This is a genomic window from Massilia sp. BAP21 (assembly GCF_057801335.1).
Genome location: NZ_CM173596.1, coordinates 1,050,359 through 1,065,782, shown reverse-complemented (window position 1 = coordinate 1,065,782; position 15,424 = coordinate 1,050,359). Strand labels below are relative to the sequence as shown.

General features: G+C 67.8%; 16 protein-coding genes. 8 read left to right on the top strand and 8 right to left on the bottom strand.

Features of this window, described 5'->3' with window-relative positions; genetic code table 11:
• Positions 1–68 precede the first annotated feature (68 nt).
• The 7 genes from ACWYRN_RS04690 to argS are packed head-to-tail and all read right to left on the bottom strand — an operon-like array spanning position 69 to position 6,352.
• Entirely contained in the window at positions 69–797 is a 729-nt protein-coding gene (locus ACWYRN_RS04690; protein WP_488691368.1) for an SPOR domain-containing protein, read from the bottom strand.
• A gap of 3 nt (positions 798–800) precedes the next feature.
• The gene (locus ACWYRN_RS04685) at positions 801–1,565 is read right to left on the bottom strand and encodes a type III pantothenate kinase (RefSeq protein ID WP_488691367.1); all 765 of its coding nucleotides are present in this window, start codon (positions 1,563–1,565) and stop codon (positions 801–803) included.
• Entirely contained in the window at positions 1,562–2,362 is an 801-nt protein-coding gene (locus tag ACWYRN_RS04680; RefSeq protein ID WP_488691366.1) for a biotin--[acetyl-CoA-carboxylase] ligase, read from the bottom strand. The genes ACWYRN_RS04685 and ACWYRN_RS04680 overlap by 4 nt, the downstream gene beginning before the upstream one ends.
• Entirely contained in the window at positions 2,359–3,150 is a 792-nt protein-coding gene (locus ACWYRN_RS04675; RefSeq protein WP_488691365.1) for an SDR family oxidoreductase, read from the bottom strand. The genes ACWYRN_RS04680 and ACWYRN_RS04675 overlap by 4 nt, the downstream gene beginning before the upstream one ends.
• Positions 3,151–3,169: 19 nt before the next feature.
• Entirely contained in the window at positions 3,170–3,850 is a 681-nt protein-coding gene (locus tag ACWYRN_RS04670; protein ID WP_488691364.1) for a thiol:disulfide interchange protein DsbA/DsbL, read from the bottom strand.
• Between the two features lie 16 nt (positions 3,851–3,866).
• Positions 3,867–4,562: an SPOR domain-containing protein gene (locus tag ACWYRN_RS04665; RefSeq protein WP_488691363.1), complete on the bottom strand. Its 696-nt coding sequence runs from the start codon at positions 4,560–4,562 to the stop codon at positions 3,867–3,869.
• A 17-nt stretch (positions 4,563–4,579) separates the two neighbouring features.
• Complete coding sequence (gene argS, locus ACWYRN_RS04660; protein WP_488691362.1) at positions 4,580–6,352, bottom strand: arginine--tRNA ligase; 1,773 nt, start codon at positions 6,350–6,352, stop codon at positions 4,580–4,582.
• Positions 6,353–6,528: 176 nt separating this feature from the next.
• Here argS and rsmB point away from each other — a divergent pair, with 176 nt between their 5' ends.
• The 8 genes from rsmB (at position 6,529) to ACWYRN_RS04620 (ending at position 14,811) form a co-directional block, all read left to right on the top strand.
• A complete protein-coding gene (gene rsmB, locus ACWYRN_RS04655; RefSeq protein WP_488691361.1) occupies positions 6,529–8,094 on the top strand; it encodes a 16S rRNA (cytosine(967)-C(5))-methyltransferase RsmB in 1,566 nt (521 codons plus the stop codon).
• A gap of 57 nt (positions 8,095–8,151) precedes the next feature.
• Positions 8,152–8,715 carry a DUF4390 domain-containing protein gene (locus ACWYRN_RS04650; protein ID WP_229438187.1) on the top strand — a complete coding sequence of 188 codons (564 nt, stop codon included), beginning with the start codon at positions 8,152–8,154 and terminating at the stop codon, positions 8,713–8,715.
• A gap of 12 nt (positions 8,716–8,727) precedes the next feature.
• Positions 8,728–11,013 carry a sensor histidine kinase gene (locus tag ACWYRN_RS04645; RefSeq protein ID WP_488691360.1) on the top strand — a complete coding sequence of 762 codons (2,286 nt, stop codon included), beginning with the start codon at positions 8,728–8,730 and terminating at the stop codon, positions 11,011–11,013.
• A gap of 50 nt (positions 11,014–11,063) precedes the next feature.
• Entirely contained in the window at positions 11,064–11,789 is a 726-nt protein-coding gene (locus ACWYRN_RS04640) for a response regulator (RefSeq protein ID WP_488691359.1), read from the top strand.
• On the top strand, positions 11,786–12,181 hold the full coding sequence (locus ACWYRN_RS04635; protein ID WP_488691358.1) for a GTPase: 396 nt from the start codon (positions 11,786–11,788) through the stop codon (positions 12,179–12,181). Before ACWYRN_RS04640 ends, ACWYRN_RS04635 begins: the two co-directional genes overlap by 4 nt.
• Before the next feature lie 97 nt (positions 12,182–12,278).
• Complete coding sequence (locus ACWYRN_RS04630) at positions 12,279–12,536, top strand: BTH_I0359 family protein (RefSeq protein WP_027865841.1); 258 nt, start codon at positions 12,279–12,281, stop codon at positions 12,534–12,536.
• Positions 12,537–12,661: 125 nt separating this feature from the next.
• The gene (locus ACWYRN_RS04625) at positions 12,662–13,432 is read left to right on the top strand and encodes a class II glutamine amidotransferase (RefSeq protein WP_488691357.1); all 771 of its coding nucleotides are present in this window, start codon (positions 12,662–12,664) and stop codon (positions 13,430–13,432) included.
• A 104-nt stretch (positions 13,433–13,536) separates the two neighbouring features.
• Positions 13,537–14,811 carry an EAL and HDOD domain-containing protein gene (locus ACWYRN_RS04620; RefSeq protein WP_488691356.1) on the top strand — a complete coding sequence of 425 codons (1,275 nt, stop codon included), beginning with the start codon at positions 13,537–13,539 and terminating at the stop codon, positions 14,809–14,811.
• Positions 14,812–14,932: 121 nt separating this feature from the next.
• Here the strand turns inward: ACWYRN_RS04620 and ACWYRN_RS04615 are convergent, their stop codons facing one another.
• Positions 14,933–15,298 (bottom strand): SPW repeat protein, encoded by a 366-nt coding sequence (locus ACWYRN_RS04615; protein WP_488691355.1) that lies wholly within the window; start codon positions 15,296–15,298, stop codon positions 14,933–14,935.
• Positions 15,299–15,424 lie beyond the last annotated feature (126 nt).

The window sequence follows — 15,424 nt, the reverse complement described above, 5'->3', positions numbered from 1 at the left end:
TGCCCACCCTACGGTAGGGTGGGCACTTGTGCCCACGCGGTATGGCATGTGGGCGAACCATGAACCCGTTATCTGCAGATATGCAGAACCGTGGCCTCCATCCCCCGCCCCGCCTCGAGGATGCGCGCCCGCATCGCCCCGTCGATATCGCGGAAGCGGTAGGCAAACCGGTTCGACTGCGGCCCGCGCGGCAGCACGCGCACGCCCTGCACGCCTTTTTTCGCCAGCTCGGCCGCCAGCGTGCGCGCCGAGGCTTCGGTCTTGAACGCGCCCAGCGACACCGCCCAGCGCATCGGCGAATCGCCCTGCATGATGAAGTAATCGCTGATGCCGCGCTCGCGCAGCTCGGCCACGCGGCGTTCGGCGCCTTCCTTGCCGCCGTTCGGCGGCAGGTAGACCAGGTGGCTGGTCACTTCCTGGTAGGGCACGGCCAGGCGCATCTGGCGCGCGCCGAGTTCCAGGCGCGCCAGGCGGGTTTCGAAGCGGCGCGCATCGGGCGCGGCAAAGGCTTCGGTCTCGAGGCAGGCGTAGGTGGGCGTGGCCGGTGCGGGCGCCGCCGGCGCCGGCGCTTCCTCCGCCCCGGCTTCTTCCTCCGCCGCGCCGTCCTCGGCCTTGGCAGCGGCCGCCAGCGCCTGCGCCTGTTCGCCCGACAGCAGCACCAGCTTGTCGGCCGCCAGCTGTTTCGTCAGGCGCGCCGGCTCGCGCAGTTCGCCGTCGGCGCTGCCCAGCATGCCGCGCCCGTAGGCGAACAGCAGCGCGTTCGCCGCCAGCAAAGCCCAGAATACGAATTTCACCACGCTTCAGCTCCCATCCATCGCTCCCCGATGCGCCGCCTCCGCCCGCGCCACCGCGTGCAGGCCGACCAGCACGATATTATCGACCAGCTTGTGCGCCACCTCCAGCGCCGGTGCGATGATCGGCGCCGCGCCGCCCGACAGGATGCACAGGGCGCCGCCATGGCCCGCCACCGCACGCGCGATGGCGCCGGCCTGGGCCGACAGGCAGCCCGAGACGATGGCATCGTTGGTATTGTCGGCAAACAGGGGAGGAGGTGCCGCGCCCGGCGCCGCTTGCGGCAGCTGCGCCGTGTTGCGCGCCAGGGCGCCGGCCATCAGCGCCAGGCCAGGCAGGATCATGCCGCCCAGGAAGCGGCCGTCGCCTGTTACCGCATCGACCGTAGTCGCGGTGCCGCAGGTGGCCACCACCAGCGCCTGGCCCGGCGCCAGCGCACGCGCGCCGATGGCGGCGGCAAAGCGGTCGCAGCCCAGGCGCGCCGGTTCGCGATAACCGTTGACCAGGCCGGCCCGTTCGGCGTTTGATGCGAACCACTCGACCTCGATGGGGCCGAGCAGGGCGGCCAGTCGTGCGCGCAGCGCCCCGCCGGCGACGTTCGAGACGATGGCCCGCGTCACCTGCCGGGTGCGCCACTCGGCGCCCAGGGCATCCAGCCCGTCGTGCAGGGCCGCGCCACTGGCGACCCAGTCGCCCGGCTGCGCCTGCGCAGCGGCCAGCGCCCACTTTACGCGCGTGTTGCCGGCATCGACCAGGAGCAGGGGGCCGTTCATCCCTGCAGCGCGCCTTTCACGCGCAGCGACACGTCGCCGGCCAGCACCGTGATGCGGCCTTCGCGCGTATCGAGCAGCAGACGTCCGGTGTCGTCGACACCGGCGGCGGCGCCTTCGTGCAAGGTCTTGCCGGCGTCGAGGATGACCACGGTCTGGCCCTGCCAGGCGTGGCGCCGGTTCCAGCGCGCCGAAAAGGCGCCGAAGCCGGCGTGCTCGAATTCGCGCAGCGCGCCGGCCAGGCCGTCGAGCAGGGCCGCCATCAATTCATTGCGGTCCATGCGCGCCAGCCAGGGCAGGGAAGCGATGCTGCGGCCGAGCAGCGCCTCGGTTTCGTCGGGCATCAGCAGGTTCAGGCCGATGCCGATCACGGTCCAGACCCCGCCGCCGGGCGCGTTCTGGGTTTCGATCAGGATGCCGGCCAGCTTGTCGCCGTCGCGCAGCACGTCGTTCGGCCACTTCAGGCCGACCTGCACGCCGAGTTTATCCAGGGTTTCGGCCAGCGCCACGCCGATGGCCAGCGGCAGGCCGGCCAGGCGCCCCACGCCGCCTTCGAAACGCCAGGCCAGCGAAAAGGTCAGCGAGCCCGCGCTCGAGGAAAGCCAGCTGCGTCCGGCGCGGCCACGGCCGGCGGTCTGGTTGCGCGCCACCAGCAGCAGCGGCGCGTCCAGCGCCGTGGCGCGCGCCAGCAGGTCGGCATTCGTCGAGCCGGTCTCCTCGACCACCTCGACGGCCACGCCCGCCTGCGAGCGGGCGGCGATATCGGCGGCATGCATGGATGCGATCGTGAAGGCCGTCATGCGGCCTCCTTGCGGCGCTTTTGCGGCGCGCGTGAGAACAGCAGGTCGAACAGGGGATTCGGCAGGGCGCGCAGCACCTTGGCGACGACGCCCATCTGCCAGGGCAGCACGCGGTAGCTGTCGCCGCGCGCGATGGCGTCCACGGCCCTGGCGGCGAAGCGCCCGGCCGGCATCAGGAAAGGCATGGGAAACGGATTGTTGCGGGTCATGGGGGTATCGATATAGCCGGGCACGATGGTGACAACGCGGATTGCCGAGCGCTTCAGTTCCAGCCGCAGCGATTCGCAGTAGGCGTGCACGGCAGCTTTCGAAGCGCAATAGGCGCCGGCGCCACGCATGCCGCGCACGCCGGCCACGCTGCCGATTGCCACCAGGCGGCAGGGCGTGCCCTGCACCTTCATCTGGAAAATGAAAGGGGCGAAGGTGGCGACGGTGGCGTTGACGTTGGTGGCGAACACAGAAGTGAAAACCGGCAGGTCTTCCGGCCGTTCGGTGAGGGTGCCGTGCGAGATGCCGGCGCTGGCGATGACGATGTCGGCGCCACCGCAGGCGTCGATGAAGTCCGCGGCCGCCGCGGCCAGGGCGGCGTGGTCGAGCACGTCGAGCGCGTAGCTGCGGTGGCGTTCGGGGTTGGGGAGCGAGGCGACCAGGTCACGCAGCAGCTCGCCGCGGCGCGCCACCAGGCCCAGCGTGGCGCCGCGCGCGGCGTACTCGCGCGCCAGTGCGGCGCCGATGCCGCTCGAGGCGCCGGTGATGAAGACGCGCTCCGTCCGGCCCGCGAGGGTCATGCCTTGTCCGCTGCCAGGGTCATTTCTTGTCCGCGCGGGCTTTTGCGACGAGTGCGTCCATCACCCCCAGCGCCACCTGCTGCTGTTCGGCTTCGGTCTGGGCGTCGGAACCGCCTTGATTGGCCATCGAAGGCGAGGTGACGAAGCGCCCGTCGATCGCCACGAACGGCCAGTGGTCGACGCGGTAGGCTTCCATCATCGCGCTGGCGTGGCGCAGCTTGCCGCTCACGCCCATCGAGCGGTAGGTGTCAGTGAAGCGTGCGCGGTCGATGCCGGACTTCGCCGCCCACTCGATCACTTCGTTGTCGTCTGCAAAGCGCATGCGGCCCTGGTGGATCGCGGCAAAGGCCTTCTGGTGGTACTGCTCCAGCAGGCCCATGGCTTCGAGCGTGTAGAACAGGCGCTGCTGCGGCACCACGCGCGGGCCGGCGGGCACGTGCACGCGCTTGAAGACGATGTTGTTGCCCTGCTTTTTGACCCACTCCGCCAGCTTCGGCTCGAAGGCGTCGCAGTGCGGGCAGTAGTAAGCGAAGAACTCGGTGACTTCGACCGCCTTGCCGGCCTGGGTTTCCTGTTTCTGCGGCAGCACCTGGTATTGCACGCCTTCTTTCGGGGCGGCTTGCGGGCCCGGGGCGGCAAGCGCGCTGCAGGCAAAACCGAGGACGAGGGCGCTGCAGAGCAGGCGGCGAAGCATGTGCATCGAATTCTCCTGAGGGTTATTTCTGGTTGCGGACGATGGCGACGTCGATCCCGCTGTCGAGCAGCTTGGCGCGCGCCTTGTTGACGGTTTCGACCTGGCTGAACGGGCCCACGCGCACGCGGTGCAGCACGCCGCTGTCGCTGGTGCGGTCGCTGATCGCGGCCTCGAAGCCGAGCAGGGCCAGCTTGGCGCGGGTGTTCTCGGCGTCCGACATTTCGCGGAAGGCGCCGGCCTGCAGGAAGTACACGTAGCGGTCGTCGCCGCCCGTTGCGGCGCCTGCCGCATTCGGTGCGGCCGCGGCGGCGGCTGGCGCGGGGGCCGGCGCCGGCGCGGCGGCAGGCGTGGCCGGCTTGCGCTCGGCGGCCTCGCTCATGCCGGCGATGGCTTCGCCGAGGGGATCGGCTTCGGTCGCCGGCGCCGGGGCCGGAGCGGGCGCGGCGGCCCTGGCGGCCTCGCGTTCGGCCAGCTGCTTGTTGGCCTGGCGCGCGGCGTCGCGGCTGCCGTACAGCGGCTTGTTCGGATCGTTGGCCTGGCTCGGGTCGAGATCGGCCGGGCGGCCCATCTTGTTCGAGCGGTCGGTGAAGGGCGAGGCGCCCTTGGTGATCATCAGCGCAACCGCCACCGCGATACCCAGGCCGATGATCAGGCCGATGATGATGCCGGTCAGGGTGCTGCCGCGCTGGCGGGAAGGGAAACGAATGGTGGCGGTCATGGTCGCTATGCTTATGCTTATGCTGGTTGATCGGCTGCCGGCGTATCGTCGGCGGGCGCGCGTTCCATCTTGTTCGGCGCGGACACGCCGATCAGGGCCAGGCCGTTGCGCAGCACCTGGCGGGTCGCGGTGGCCAGGGCCAGGCGCGCCAGCTTGAGCGGCTCGTCGTCGTCGAGCAGCCACTTGTGGGCGAAGTAGTAGCTGTGCAGTTCGCCGGCCAGTTCGCGCAGGTAGAAGGCCACCTGGTGCGGGCCGAGTTCGGCCTGGGCGCGCGCCAGCATTTCCGGGTAGGCGGCCAGCTTCGACAGCAGGCTCGCCTCGTGCGGCGTGGTCAGCAGCGACAAATCGGCGTTCGCCAGCGCGGCTTCATCGCCGCCCCAGTTGCCGAGTGCCGAGCAGATGCGCGCGTGGGCGTACTGCACGTAATACACCGGGTTTTCGTCCGAGGTTTTCAAAGCGACGTCGACGTCGAACACGAATTCGGTGTCGGCCTTGCGCGAGATGAGGAAGAAGCGCACGGCGTCGCGGCCGCGCGTGATGTCGCCGTTGCCCGACCATTCGATCAGGTCGCGCACGGTCACGTAGGAGCCGGCGCGCTTCGAGATCTTGACCTCTTCGCCGTTCTTCATGACGGTGACCATCTTGTGCAGCACGTAGTCCGGGTAGCCCTGCGGGATGCCGATGTTCACGGCCTGCAGGCCGGCGCGCACGCGGGCAATGGTGCCGTGGTGGTCGCTGCCCTGGATGTTGATGGCCTGGTCGAAGCCGCGGCGGAACTTCTGCATGTGGTAAGCGACGTCCGGCACGAAGTAGGTGTAGCCGCCTTCGGACTTGCGCATCACGCGGTCCTTGTCGTCGCCGTAATCCGTGGTCTTCAGCCACAGGGCGCCGTCCTGCTCGTAGGTGACGCCGGCGTCGACCAGGGCCTGGACAGCTTCGTCCACTTTGCCGTCGGCGTACAGCGAGGACTCGAGGTAGTAGTTGTCGAACTTGACGCCGAAGGCCTGCAAGTCGATGTCCTGCTCGTTGCGCAGGTAGGTAACGGCGAAGCGGCGGATCGATTCGATGTCTTCGACGTCGCCGCTGGCGGTGGCCGGCTCGCCGTCGCTGGCGGACACGGTTTTCTTCGCCAGGAAGTCGTCGGCGATGTCCTGGATGTAGTCGCCGTTGTAGGCGGACTCGGGCCACGCGGCGTCGCCCGGCTTGACGCCGCGTGCGCGCGCCTGGACCGAGGTGGCCAGGGTGGCGATCTGGACGCCGGCGTCGTTGTAGTAGAACTCGCGCGTTACCTGGTGGCCTTGCGCCTCGAACAGCGAGGACAGGGCGTCGCCCAGCGCGGCCTGGCGGCCGTGGCCGACGTGCAGCGGGCCGGTCGGGTTGGCCGAGACGAATTCGATGATGGCGTGGTGGCCCGCGCCCGAGGTGCCGCGGCCGAAGGCCTGGCCCTGCTCGAGGATGCTGCGTACCACGGCCTGCTTGGCGCCGGCGGCCACGCGCAGGTTGATGAAGCCGGGACCGGCCACCTCGGCCGCTTCGACCAGGCCGGCGGCCTGCGGGTCGGCCAGCAGGGCGGCAACCAGGCGCGTGGCCAGTTCGCGCGGGTTGGTCTTCAGGGGCTTGGCCAGCTGCATGGCGATGTTGCAGGCGACGTCGCCGTGCGAGGGATCACGCGGGCGTTCCAGGACGATGTTCAGCTGTTGTTGAGTGGGAGTGAGGTCGGTGCCGGCGACGATCGGCGCCAGGGCGGCCTGGAACAGGGCAACGATCGCTTGTTTTTGTTGGGCGAGCATAGTGTGGTGTGCGGTGAGTTCGAATGGAGCGGTGGCGCGCGGCCACGGCAATCAAGGTTCATTATACTGGTTTGCTGCAACGCCGAATATGCCCGGCGGCCGGGCTGCAAGCGAGCTTTAAGCGCAGCCAAAGGCTGTGCCGTTACAATGTCGCCTTTCCGTATTGACCCGTCACCATGACCGACAAGCGCCCCACGCTCACCATCAAACCCAAGTCCGGCAGTGCCGCCAAGCCGGCGCCGCGCAAGCCGGCCAATCCCGCGGCCCAGTATGCCAAGCCCGCCGGCAAGCCGGCCGCGCAGGGCACGAAGCCAGGTGCAGGACAGGGCAGGGCGTCCGAGGTCAAGCGTGCCGCGCCGCCGCGTCCGCCGCGCGAACAGCCGCAGGACAGGCTGAAACCCAGCTACGAAGTGAAACAGCAGTTCCAGCCCGACTACGTGCCGGACCTGCCGGCCGATTCGCTGGCGCTGGCCCTGCTGGGCGCGTCGAACGCCATCGCCCAGGTCGGCGCCGGGACCGCGCTGCCGCAGGCCCTGGCGCACGTCTTCACGGTCTTCGCCGTCACGCCCCAGGCGCGCGGCGCGATCCAGGACCTGGCCTACCGCAGCATGCGCCAGATGGGGCGCAGCGAAACCCTGCTCGGCCTGATGACGACCAAGGCGCCGGACGCGCCCCAGCTGTCCGGCCTGCTGTGCTGCGCCCTGGCCCTGCTCGACCCGGCCGAGGGCGAGGCGCCTTATGAAGCCTTTACCGTGGTCGACCAGGCCGTCACGGCCGCCGCCAGCCACCCGGACTTCGCCCACGCCAAGGCGATGGTGAACGCCGTGCTGCGCCGCTTCCTGCGCGAGCGCGAACAATTGGTGAAGCAGGCGCTGGCCGATCCGTTCGCGCAGTGGAACTACCCGCAGTGGTGGATCGACGCCACCCGCGCCGCCTATCCAAAGGAGTGGCAAGCCATCCTCGCGGCCGGCAACACCCATCCGCCGCTGACCCTGCGCGTGAATACGCGCAAGACCTCTGTCGAGGACTATGGCCAGCGGCTGCGGGAAGAGGGAGTGGCTTTCGACCAGGTCGGCCCGCAGGCCCTGCGCCTGAAGCAGGCCGTGAACGTAGCCCAGATTCCCGGCTTCCACGACGGCCTGGTGTCGGTGCAGGATGCCGGCGCCCAGCTGGCCGCGCCGCTGCTCGGCCTGGAGCGCGGCATGCGCGTGCTCGATGCCTGCGCCGCGCCGGGCGGCAAGAGCGGCCACATCCTCGAGCTGGCCGACGTCGAGCTGACCGCGGTCGACGCCGACCCGCAGCGCCTGAAACGCGTGGGCGATAACCTCGGCCGCCTGGGCCTGGAGGCCACGCTGGTGGCGGCCGAAGCGCAGGCCCGGGACTGGTGGGATGGCCGTCAGTACGACCGCATCCTGGCCGACGTGCCGTGCACCGCCTCGGGCATCGTGCGGCGCCACCCGGATATCCGCTGGCTGCGCCGCAAGACCGACACGCGCCAACTTACAACACTTTCCGCGGAGATACTCGACAATCTTTGGCAGATGTTGCGGCCCGATGGTAAATTGCTGTTTGTGACATGTTCGCTCTGGCCCCAGGAATCGGAGGCGCAGGCGGCCGCGTTCGCGGCGCGCCACAACGACGCCACCCGCCTCGATGCGCCAGGCCAGCTGCTTCCCGTGAGTGGCGCCGGGCTCGATCATGACGGTCTGTTCTATGCGCTCTTCCACAAGAAGGGGGCGTAGGAAGCTCCCGCAGTAATGCTCGATAACACGCTCGATTAATTTAGGTTCCGGCCACCTGTGACTTTACGATTTTTCCGCCTCCTCGCCTGCCAGTTGCTGCTGGTCTTCGCGTGCGCAACGGCGCAGGCGGCCGACGGGATCGACATCACGATGGCGAAAATCGAGGCCGGCGACGATGGCTACCGCCTGGCCGCCAACTACTCGTTCGACCTCAGCCGCGAACTCGAGGACGCCCTGCAGCACGGCGTCAAGCTCTACTTCACCACCGAAATCGAACTCGTGCGCCCGCGCTGGTACTGGCGCGACGAGCGCGCCGTGTTCGCCAAGCGCACGGTCAGCATTTCCTACGACGTCCTGCTGCGCCAGTATTACGTGGCGGCGGTGGGCAGCGTCCAGCAAACCTTCCAGACCCTGGACGAGGCGATGTTCCAGATCCGCCGCCCGGGCCGCTGGTCGATCGCCCCCAAGGGCGCCCTGAAGCATGGCGAGACCTATGAAGTCAGCCTGCGCATGTTCATGGACCGCGACTACCTGCAAAAACCCTTGCAGGTGAGCGCCTTTTCGAATGCCGACTGGCGCCTTGCCTCGAACAGGAAGACGTTCAACTACCGTGCGGAGTAAAGGGAGGCAGGCGTGAACCAGGCCCTGCGCTACGCGCTAGTGGTCGGCGGGGCGGTGGTGTCGATCCTGCTGTTCCTGCTCGCCTCGGCCTCCGACAACTCCGGCTTCTTCGACCGCTACTACTCCTGGCTGCTGGGGCTGAACGCCACCATCGCCTTCCTGCTGCTGATCCTGGTGGTGGTGGCCCTCGGCCGCCTGTATTCGCGCTACAAGGCCAAGCGCTTCGGCTCGCGCCTGATGGCGCGCCTGGTGCTGCTGTTCGCCTGCATCGGCATCCTGCCCGGCCTGGTGATCTTCATGGTGTCGGTGCAGTTCGTCTCGCACTCGATCGAATCCTGGTTCGACGTCAAGATCGAGGCGGCGCTGTCCTCGGGCCTGAACCTGGGCCGCGCCGCGCTCGACGAAGCGCAGGCCGACCTGGTGGCCAGCGCCCAGACCGTGTCGGCGACGCTGTCGGGGCAGAGCGACTTCGGCGCCCAGCTGGCGCTGTCGCAGGCGATCCACGGCATCGACGGCATGCAGAGCGCGATGCTGCTCGACGCCGACGGCAAGCTCGTGGCCAGCGCCAGCGAAGACCGGCGCGCCGACCTTACTCCCGACTTGCCGAGCCCGCAGATGCTGCGCCAGGCCGCCATGCCGGGCGGTTACGCGCGGCCCGAGGGCGGCATCGAACTCGACTTCCGCGAGGCCGGCAACGACACCACGAATGCGCTCGACGCCGCCACCGGCCTGCGCCTGCGCGTGGTGCTGGCCGTGCCCGAGCCGCCCGGCATGGCGCCGCGCTACCTGCAGATGATGCAGGCGGTGCCGGTGAACCTGGCCACGAATGCCGAGGTCCTGCGCAGCGCCTTCAGCGAATACCGCCAGCGCTCGGTGGCGCGCGAAGGCCTGCAGCAGATGTACATCCGCACCCTGACCTTGACCCTGCTGCTGGCGATCTTCGGCGCCATCGGCAGCGCGGTGCTGATCGCCGGGAACCTGGCCCAGCCGCTGCTGGTCCTGGCCGAGGGCACGCAGGCGGTGGCCGAAGGCGATCTGTCGCCGCGTCCGATCGTCGAAACCAGCGACGAACTGGGCACGCTGACACAGTCCTTCAATGCCATGACCGGCCAGCTGTTCGAGGCCAGGAGCGCCGTCGAGCGCAACCGCTCGGCCCTGCAAAGCGCCAAGGCCCACCTGGAGTCGGTGCTGGCCAACATGTCGGCCGGCGTGCTGGTGCTCGACGCCGAAGGCACGGTGGTCAATTCCAATGACGCCGCCTGCCGCATCCTGCAGATGGAGCACTGCAACCTGGCCGGCCCGCTGCACAAGATCGGCGGCCTGGAAGTGTTCGCCAACTGCGTGACGCGCGCCTTTTCGGCGCAGAGCGCGCAGTCGGCCGCCGGCGCGCGCCAGCGTACTCACTGGCAGCAGCAGATCGAGATCCCGCGTCCGGGTGAAGACCACGACACCACCCTGCTGGCGCGCGGCTCGCGCCTGCCGGTGGGGGCGGGCAGCGGCTTCATCGTGGTGTTCGACGATATCTCCGACGTGATCTCGGCCCAGCGCTCGGTGGCCTGGGGCGAAGTGGCGCGCCGCCTGGCGCACGAAATCAAGAACCCGCTCACCCCGATCCAGCTGTCGGCCGAGCGCCTGCAGATGAAGCTGGAAGACAAGCTGGAAGCCGGCGACGCCGCCCTGCTGGCGCGCGCCACCTCCACCATCGTGAACCAGGTCGACGCCATGAAGCGCATGGTCGACGACTTCCGCGACTACGCGCGCACGCCGCCGGCGGTGCTCGAGCCGCTCGACTTGAACGGGCTGATCGAGCAGATCCTGAATCTTTACCTGGCCGAGGATGCCTCCGACATCATCCACGCCGCGCTGGCGCCGGACCTGCCGCAGGTGATGGGCGACGCCACCCAGTTGCGCCAGGTGATCCACAACCTGCTGCAGAATGCCCAGGATGCGCTGGTCGACCGCGGACAGAATGCATCCACGGCGGCGCCGGCCCCGCGCATCGACGTCGCCACCGAGATCATCCACTACACCGGCGCCGACGGCACGGCCGGCACCGCGGTGCGCCTGGCGATCATGGACAACGGCCCCGGCTTCGCGCCGAAAATCCTGGCGCGCGCCTTTGAACCGTACGTCACATCGAAGGCGCGCGGCACCGGTCTCGGCCTGCCGATGGTGAAGAAGATCATCGACGAACACGGCGGCCGCATCGATATCCAGAACCGTCCGGACGGAAGTGGCGCGTCGGTATTCATTTTGCTGTTAAAGTTAGCACAAGAGGCGAACTTGGCCGAAGTGTAAATCAGGCATAAAATCACGAACGTTAAAACGGGCGGAGACGGAAGGCAAAGATGGCGAACATACTCGTAGTTGATGATGAAATGGGCATCCGCGAGCTGCTCTCGGAAATTCTGGGAGACGAAGGCCACGCAATCACGCTGGCGGAAAACGCGCAGCAGGCACGCGAAGCGCGCGCGGCCGGCGCACCCGACCTGGTCCTGCTCGATATCTGGATGCCCGATACCGACGGCGTCACCCTGCTCAAGGAGTGGCAGCGCGACGGCCTGCTGACCATGCCGGTCATCATGATGTCGGGCCATGCGACGATCGACACCGCGGTGGAAGCCACCCGCATCGGCGCCCTGAATTTCCTGGAAAAGCCGATTGCACTGCAAAAACTGCTGAAGGCCGTGCAGCAGGGCCTGACCCGCGCCCAGGAAGTGGCGCGCGCGCCGAGCCCGCCGCCGCGCCCGGTGATGCCGCCGCCGGTAGCGGAAGCCATGCCGGTGGCAAGCAGCCCGATGTACGCACCGCCGCCGATGCCGGCGCCGATGAACGGCGCGCGCGTGGGCGTGGTCGGCCACGGCGAAACGCAAGGCTATACGCTGTCGTTCGACTTGCCGCTGCGCGAAGCGCGCGACGCTTTCGAGCGCATGTACTTCGAGCACCACCTGGGGCGCGAAGGCGGCAGCATGACGCGCGTGGCCGAAAAGACCGGCCTCGAGCGCACCCACCTGTACCGCAAGCTCAAGCAACTGGGCGTCGAGCCGGGCAAGCTCGGCAAGCGCGGCGGGTGACGGCTGCCGGCGCCCGCGCCGGCGCTTCGCTTCCCATCCCGACTACCATCGTCACGGGCGCCGGCGCCGGCCGGCGCGAGGCGGCGATTGCCGCCCTGCTCGATCCGGGCGCGGAGGAGGGCGCAACCGCCGTCATCCTCGAAGGCCTGCCCGACGGCACACTCCTGCTGGAACCTTCTCCCACGCTGCTGCTCGCACGCATCGCGCCCGGTTGCCTGTGCTGCGCGGGAAATCTCGTGATGCGTGTTACATTGAACCGTCTCTTGCGCCAGCGGCCGAAACGCCTGTTCATCGGCCTGGCCAGCGGCGAACACCTGGGTCAGTTGCGATCATGGTTAAGTAGCTCACCATACGATCAATTGTTATCACTGACGCCGGACCGGTACACTTGAAATCGGTTCGCGCAGCCCCACCTCTTCACTGAAGTCGAAGCCAGCCGCCCGCCGCCGCGTGGCTGGTCCAACACTCTGACCGAGAGAAGGAGTCATCATGAACATGATCTACAACAGCGAACAGTACAGCGTGGTCGAATTTGGCGTCGATCGCGACCTCGAAGCCCTGCGCTTCGGCGGTTACGAAATCGTCGACAAGGCCGGCCGTCGCGAAGCGTTCATCGGCGGCAAACTGGCACAATCGTTCCGGCGCGACGTCAACAACCTCATCGCCAGCGAACCCACCATGGAAGAAATCGACGATTTCCTCGGTTCCTACGACACCCTGATGAGCCAACCGGTGGTGCTGCATTAAGGCGTATTCAGGCGAGTCCATCCAGCACAACGCGCCGCCCGTGATGGCGGCACACCCAAGGAGCGGCCCGGCACAAGTGCCCGATGCCGCTCCTGCCCGCAAGGCCCCATGGTAAGCTGCCTGCCATGTGCCAACTTCTTGCAATGAACTGCAATGTCCCGACCGACATTGTGTTCTCCTTCACCGGCTTCGCCCACCGCGGCGGCCGCACCGACACCCACCACGATGGCTGGGGCATCGCCTTTTTCGAAGGTTCCGGCGTACGCCATTTCGTCGACCACCAGGCCGCGATCGCTTCGCCGATTGCCGAGCTCATCAAGCGTTACCCGATCAAGTCGACCAACGTCATCGCCCACATCCGCAAGGCGACGCAAGGCCAGGTGGCGCTCGAGAACTGCCATCCCTTTGTGCGCGAACTCTGGGGCCGCTACTGGGTCTTCGCCCACAACGGCGACCTGAAGGAATTCGCACCGGCACTCGATGGCGCCTTCCGCCCGGTGGGTAATACCGACAGCGAACTCGCCTTCTGCTACCTGCTGCAGGAACTGCGGCGCCGCTTCGGCGACAGCCTGCCCGGGCGCGACGCGCTGCATGCGGCCCTGCAGGAACTTGTGCGCGAGATCGCCGCCTACGGCACCTTCAACATGATGCTGTCGGACGGCACGGCCCTGTTCGCGCATTGCTCGACCAAGCTCTGCTACATCGTGCGCCAGTACCCGTTCGCCGCCGCCTGCCTCTCCGACGAAGACCTGTCGGTCGACTTTTCCCAGGTGACGACGCCGAACGACCGGGTCGCCATCATCGTGACGGAGCCGCTGACCAACAACGAAAGCTGGACGCATTTCGAGGCCGGCGAACTCAAGGTGTTCGTCGATGGCGCGCCCCTGGCGCTTTAAGTTTGGCATTACGGCATCTTTTTTTGCCGTATGGCGATGCCAAAAATCCACTAATTGTTGAGAATCGGGTAGAGTGGACGGCTTGAACCTCTCCCGGGAACGCGATGACCGATACCGCCAGCCTCGACCAGGCATCCCAGCCTCTGCAACTACGCAACTTCTACCTGGCGCGCCAGCCGCTGCTCGACCGCAACCAGGCCTTGTTCGGCTATGAACTGCTGTTCCGCAACCGCGCCGATGGCAACGCCGAGATCGATTCCGGCCTGGCCGCCAGCGCCGGCGTGCTGGCCCATGCGGCCCAGCTCGGCCTGCCGCGCGCGGTGGGCGATGCCTGCGCCTTCCTGAACGTCGACACCGAGGTGTTGATGAGCGACATCTTCGCCTTCCTGCCGCGCGAACGTACGGTGCTCGAACTGACGGGTTCGGTGGAAGCGACCGACGCCGTGCTGTGGCGCCTGGCCGAGCTGTCCGGGCATGGCTTCCGCTTCGCCGCCGAGGCCTCCAGCCACGGCAGCCGCCTGGGCCGCCTGCTGCCGCTGCTCGACTTCGTGAAAATCGATTTGCGCGCGACGCCGGTGGTGAGCATGCTGGCCATCGTGCCGCGCCTGCGCGGCACCGGCAAGCGCCTGGTCGCCGAAAAGGTGGAAAGCCAGGCCGAATACCGCACCTGCCTCGATCTCGGATTCGATTACTTCCAGGGCTATTACTTCGCCAAACCGTCGGTGCTGGCCGGGCGCAAGCTGTCGCCGTCGCAAGTGGCGCTGATGGAGCTGATGAACCTAGTGACCTCGGACGCCGACAACATCGAGATCGAGCGCGCCATCAAGCGCGACGTCTCGCTGGCCGTGAACCTGCTGCGCATCGTGAATACGCCGGCGGCCGGCCTGCGCCAGCGCATCGATTCGCTGAGCCAGGCCCTGATCGTGCTAGGCCGGCGCCAGCTGCAGCGCTGGCTGCAGATCATGCTGTATGCCGAGCCGGGCACGCGCGGCCACACGCAAACGCCGCTGCTGATGCTGGCCAGCACCCGCGCGCGCCTGATGGAGCTGCTGGCCCAGCGCCTGCGCCCAGGGCAGCGGCAGGTGGCCGATGTCGCCTTTACGGTCGGCATCATGTCGCTGATGGATGCGCTGTTCTCGGTGCCGATGGCCGACCTGGTCGAGCAGATTCCGGTGAGCGAGGAAGTGGCCGCCGCGCTGGTCAAGCGCAGCGGCTTCTTTGGCGAGCTGCTGCGCCTGGCGGAATCGCTCGAGCGCATGGAAGAGGGCGACGAGATGCTGCCGGTGCTGGGCGAACTGGCCGACAGCGGGGATGAACTCGTCGAACTCGAAATGGCCGCTTTTGAATGGAGCGACAAGGTGGTGCGCTACGCGCTGTAGTGGCTGGTGCAGGGTTTGCGAGCGATACGTTACCGCTGCAGACTGCGGAGACACACGTAACAGCGTGGGCACGGAGTGCCCACCCTAAGGTTGAGGCCGCATCAGAAGCCGCATCAGAAGCTTAAGTACCGATCCACTGCTGGTGCAGGTCCGGATCGGTGCGCATTTCCCACAAACCGAGCACGATGGTGGCCAGCCCGACGATGAGCATGCTGGCGCTCATGGCGCGGTCGGCAATGACGTCGACCAGCCAGGGCGACACCGCCACCCAGGCGCCCACCACGATGTTGACGAGCACGGCCCAGACGTAGGTCTTGTAGAGATCGAAAGCGGCGAGGGCGACGATGATGGCGCCTGCGATGAAGGCGTTCACCGCCGGCGGCGATTCGCTCGGGTAGCCCAGCACCCAGGGCGAGACGAACAGCCAGACGCCCAGCAGCAGGATTGCCTGGTCCTGCCAGCGCCTGGTGGAAAGATGCATTGCCATGATGTTCTCCTTGCGGACCAAGGTCCCAAGAGTTAGGCAATCGTAACGCGAAAAAGTTCGTGCGTGTGTTGAACGCGTGGACGGCGAAGCCGTCCACCCTACGGCCCGACGCTGGCTTTACACCGG

Bases quoted from the DNA above. Each gene is read 5' to 3' on its own strand.
- ACWYRN_RS04685 (WP_488691367.1), bottom strand. From the start codon at position 1,565: ATGAACGGCCCCCTGCTCCTGGTCGATGCCGGCAACACGCGCGTAAAG.
- ACWYRN_RS04680 (WP_488691366.1), bottom strand. From the start codon at position 2,362: ATGACGGCCTTCACGATCGCATCCATGCATGCCGCCGATATCGCCGCC.
- ACWYRN_RS04675 (WP_488691365.1), bottom strand. From the start codon at position 3,150: ATGACCCTCGCGGGCCGGACGGAGCGCGTCTTCATCACCGGCGCCTCG.
- ACWYRN_RS04670 (WP_488691364.1), bottom strand. From the start codon at position 3,850: ATGCACATGCTTCGCCGCCTGCTCTGCAGCGCCCTCGTCCTCGGTTTT.
- ACWYRN_RS04665 (WP_488691363.1), bottom strand. From the start codon at position 4,562: ATGACCGCCACCATTCGTTTCCCTTCCCGCCAGCGCGGCAGCACCCTG.
- argS (WP_488691362.1), bottom strand. From the start codon at position 6,352: ATGCTCGCCCAACAAAAACAAGCGATCGTTGCCCTGTTCCAGGCCGCC.
- rsmB (WP_488691361.1), top strand. From the start codon at position 6,529: ATGACCGACAAGCGCCCCACGCTCACCATCAAACCCAAGTCCGGCAGT.
- ACWYRN_RS04640 (WP_488691359.1), top strand. From the start codon at position 11,064: ATGGCGAACATACTCGTAGTTGATGATGAAATGGGCATCCGCGAGCTG.
- ACWYRN_RS04630 (WP_027865841.1), top strand. From the start codon at position 12,279: ATGAACATGATCTACAACAGCGAACAGTACAGCGTGGTCGAATTTGGC.
- ACWYRN_RS04625 (WP_488691357.1), top strand. From the start codon at position 12,662: ATGTGCCAACTTCTTGCAATGAACTGCAATGTCCCGACCGACATTGTG.
- ACWYRN_RS04620 (WP_488691356.1), top strand. From the start codon at position 13,537: ATGACCGATACCGCCAGCCTCGACCAGGCATCCCAGCCTCTGCAACTA.
- ACWYRN_RS04615 (WP_488691355.1), bottom strand. From the start codon at position 15,298: ATGGCAATGCATCTTTCCACCAGGCGCTGGCAGGACCAGGCAATCCTG.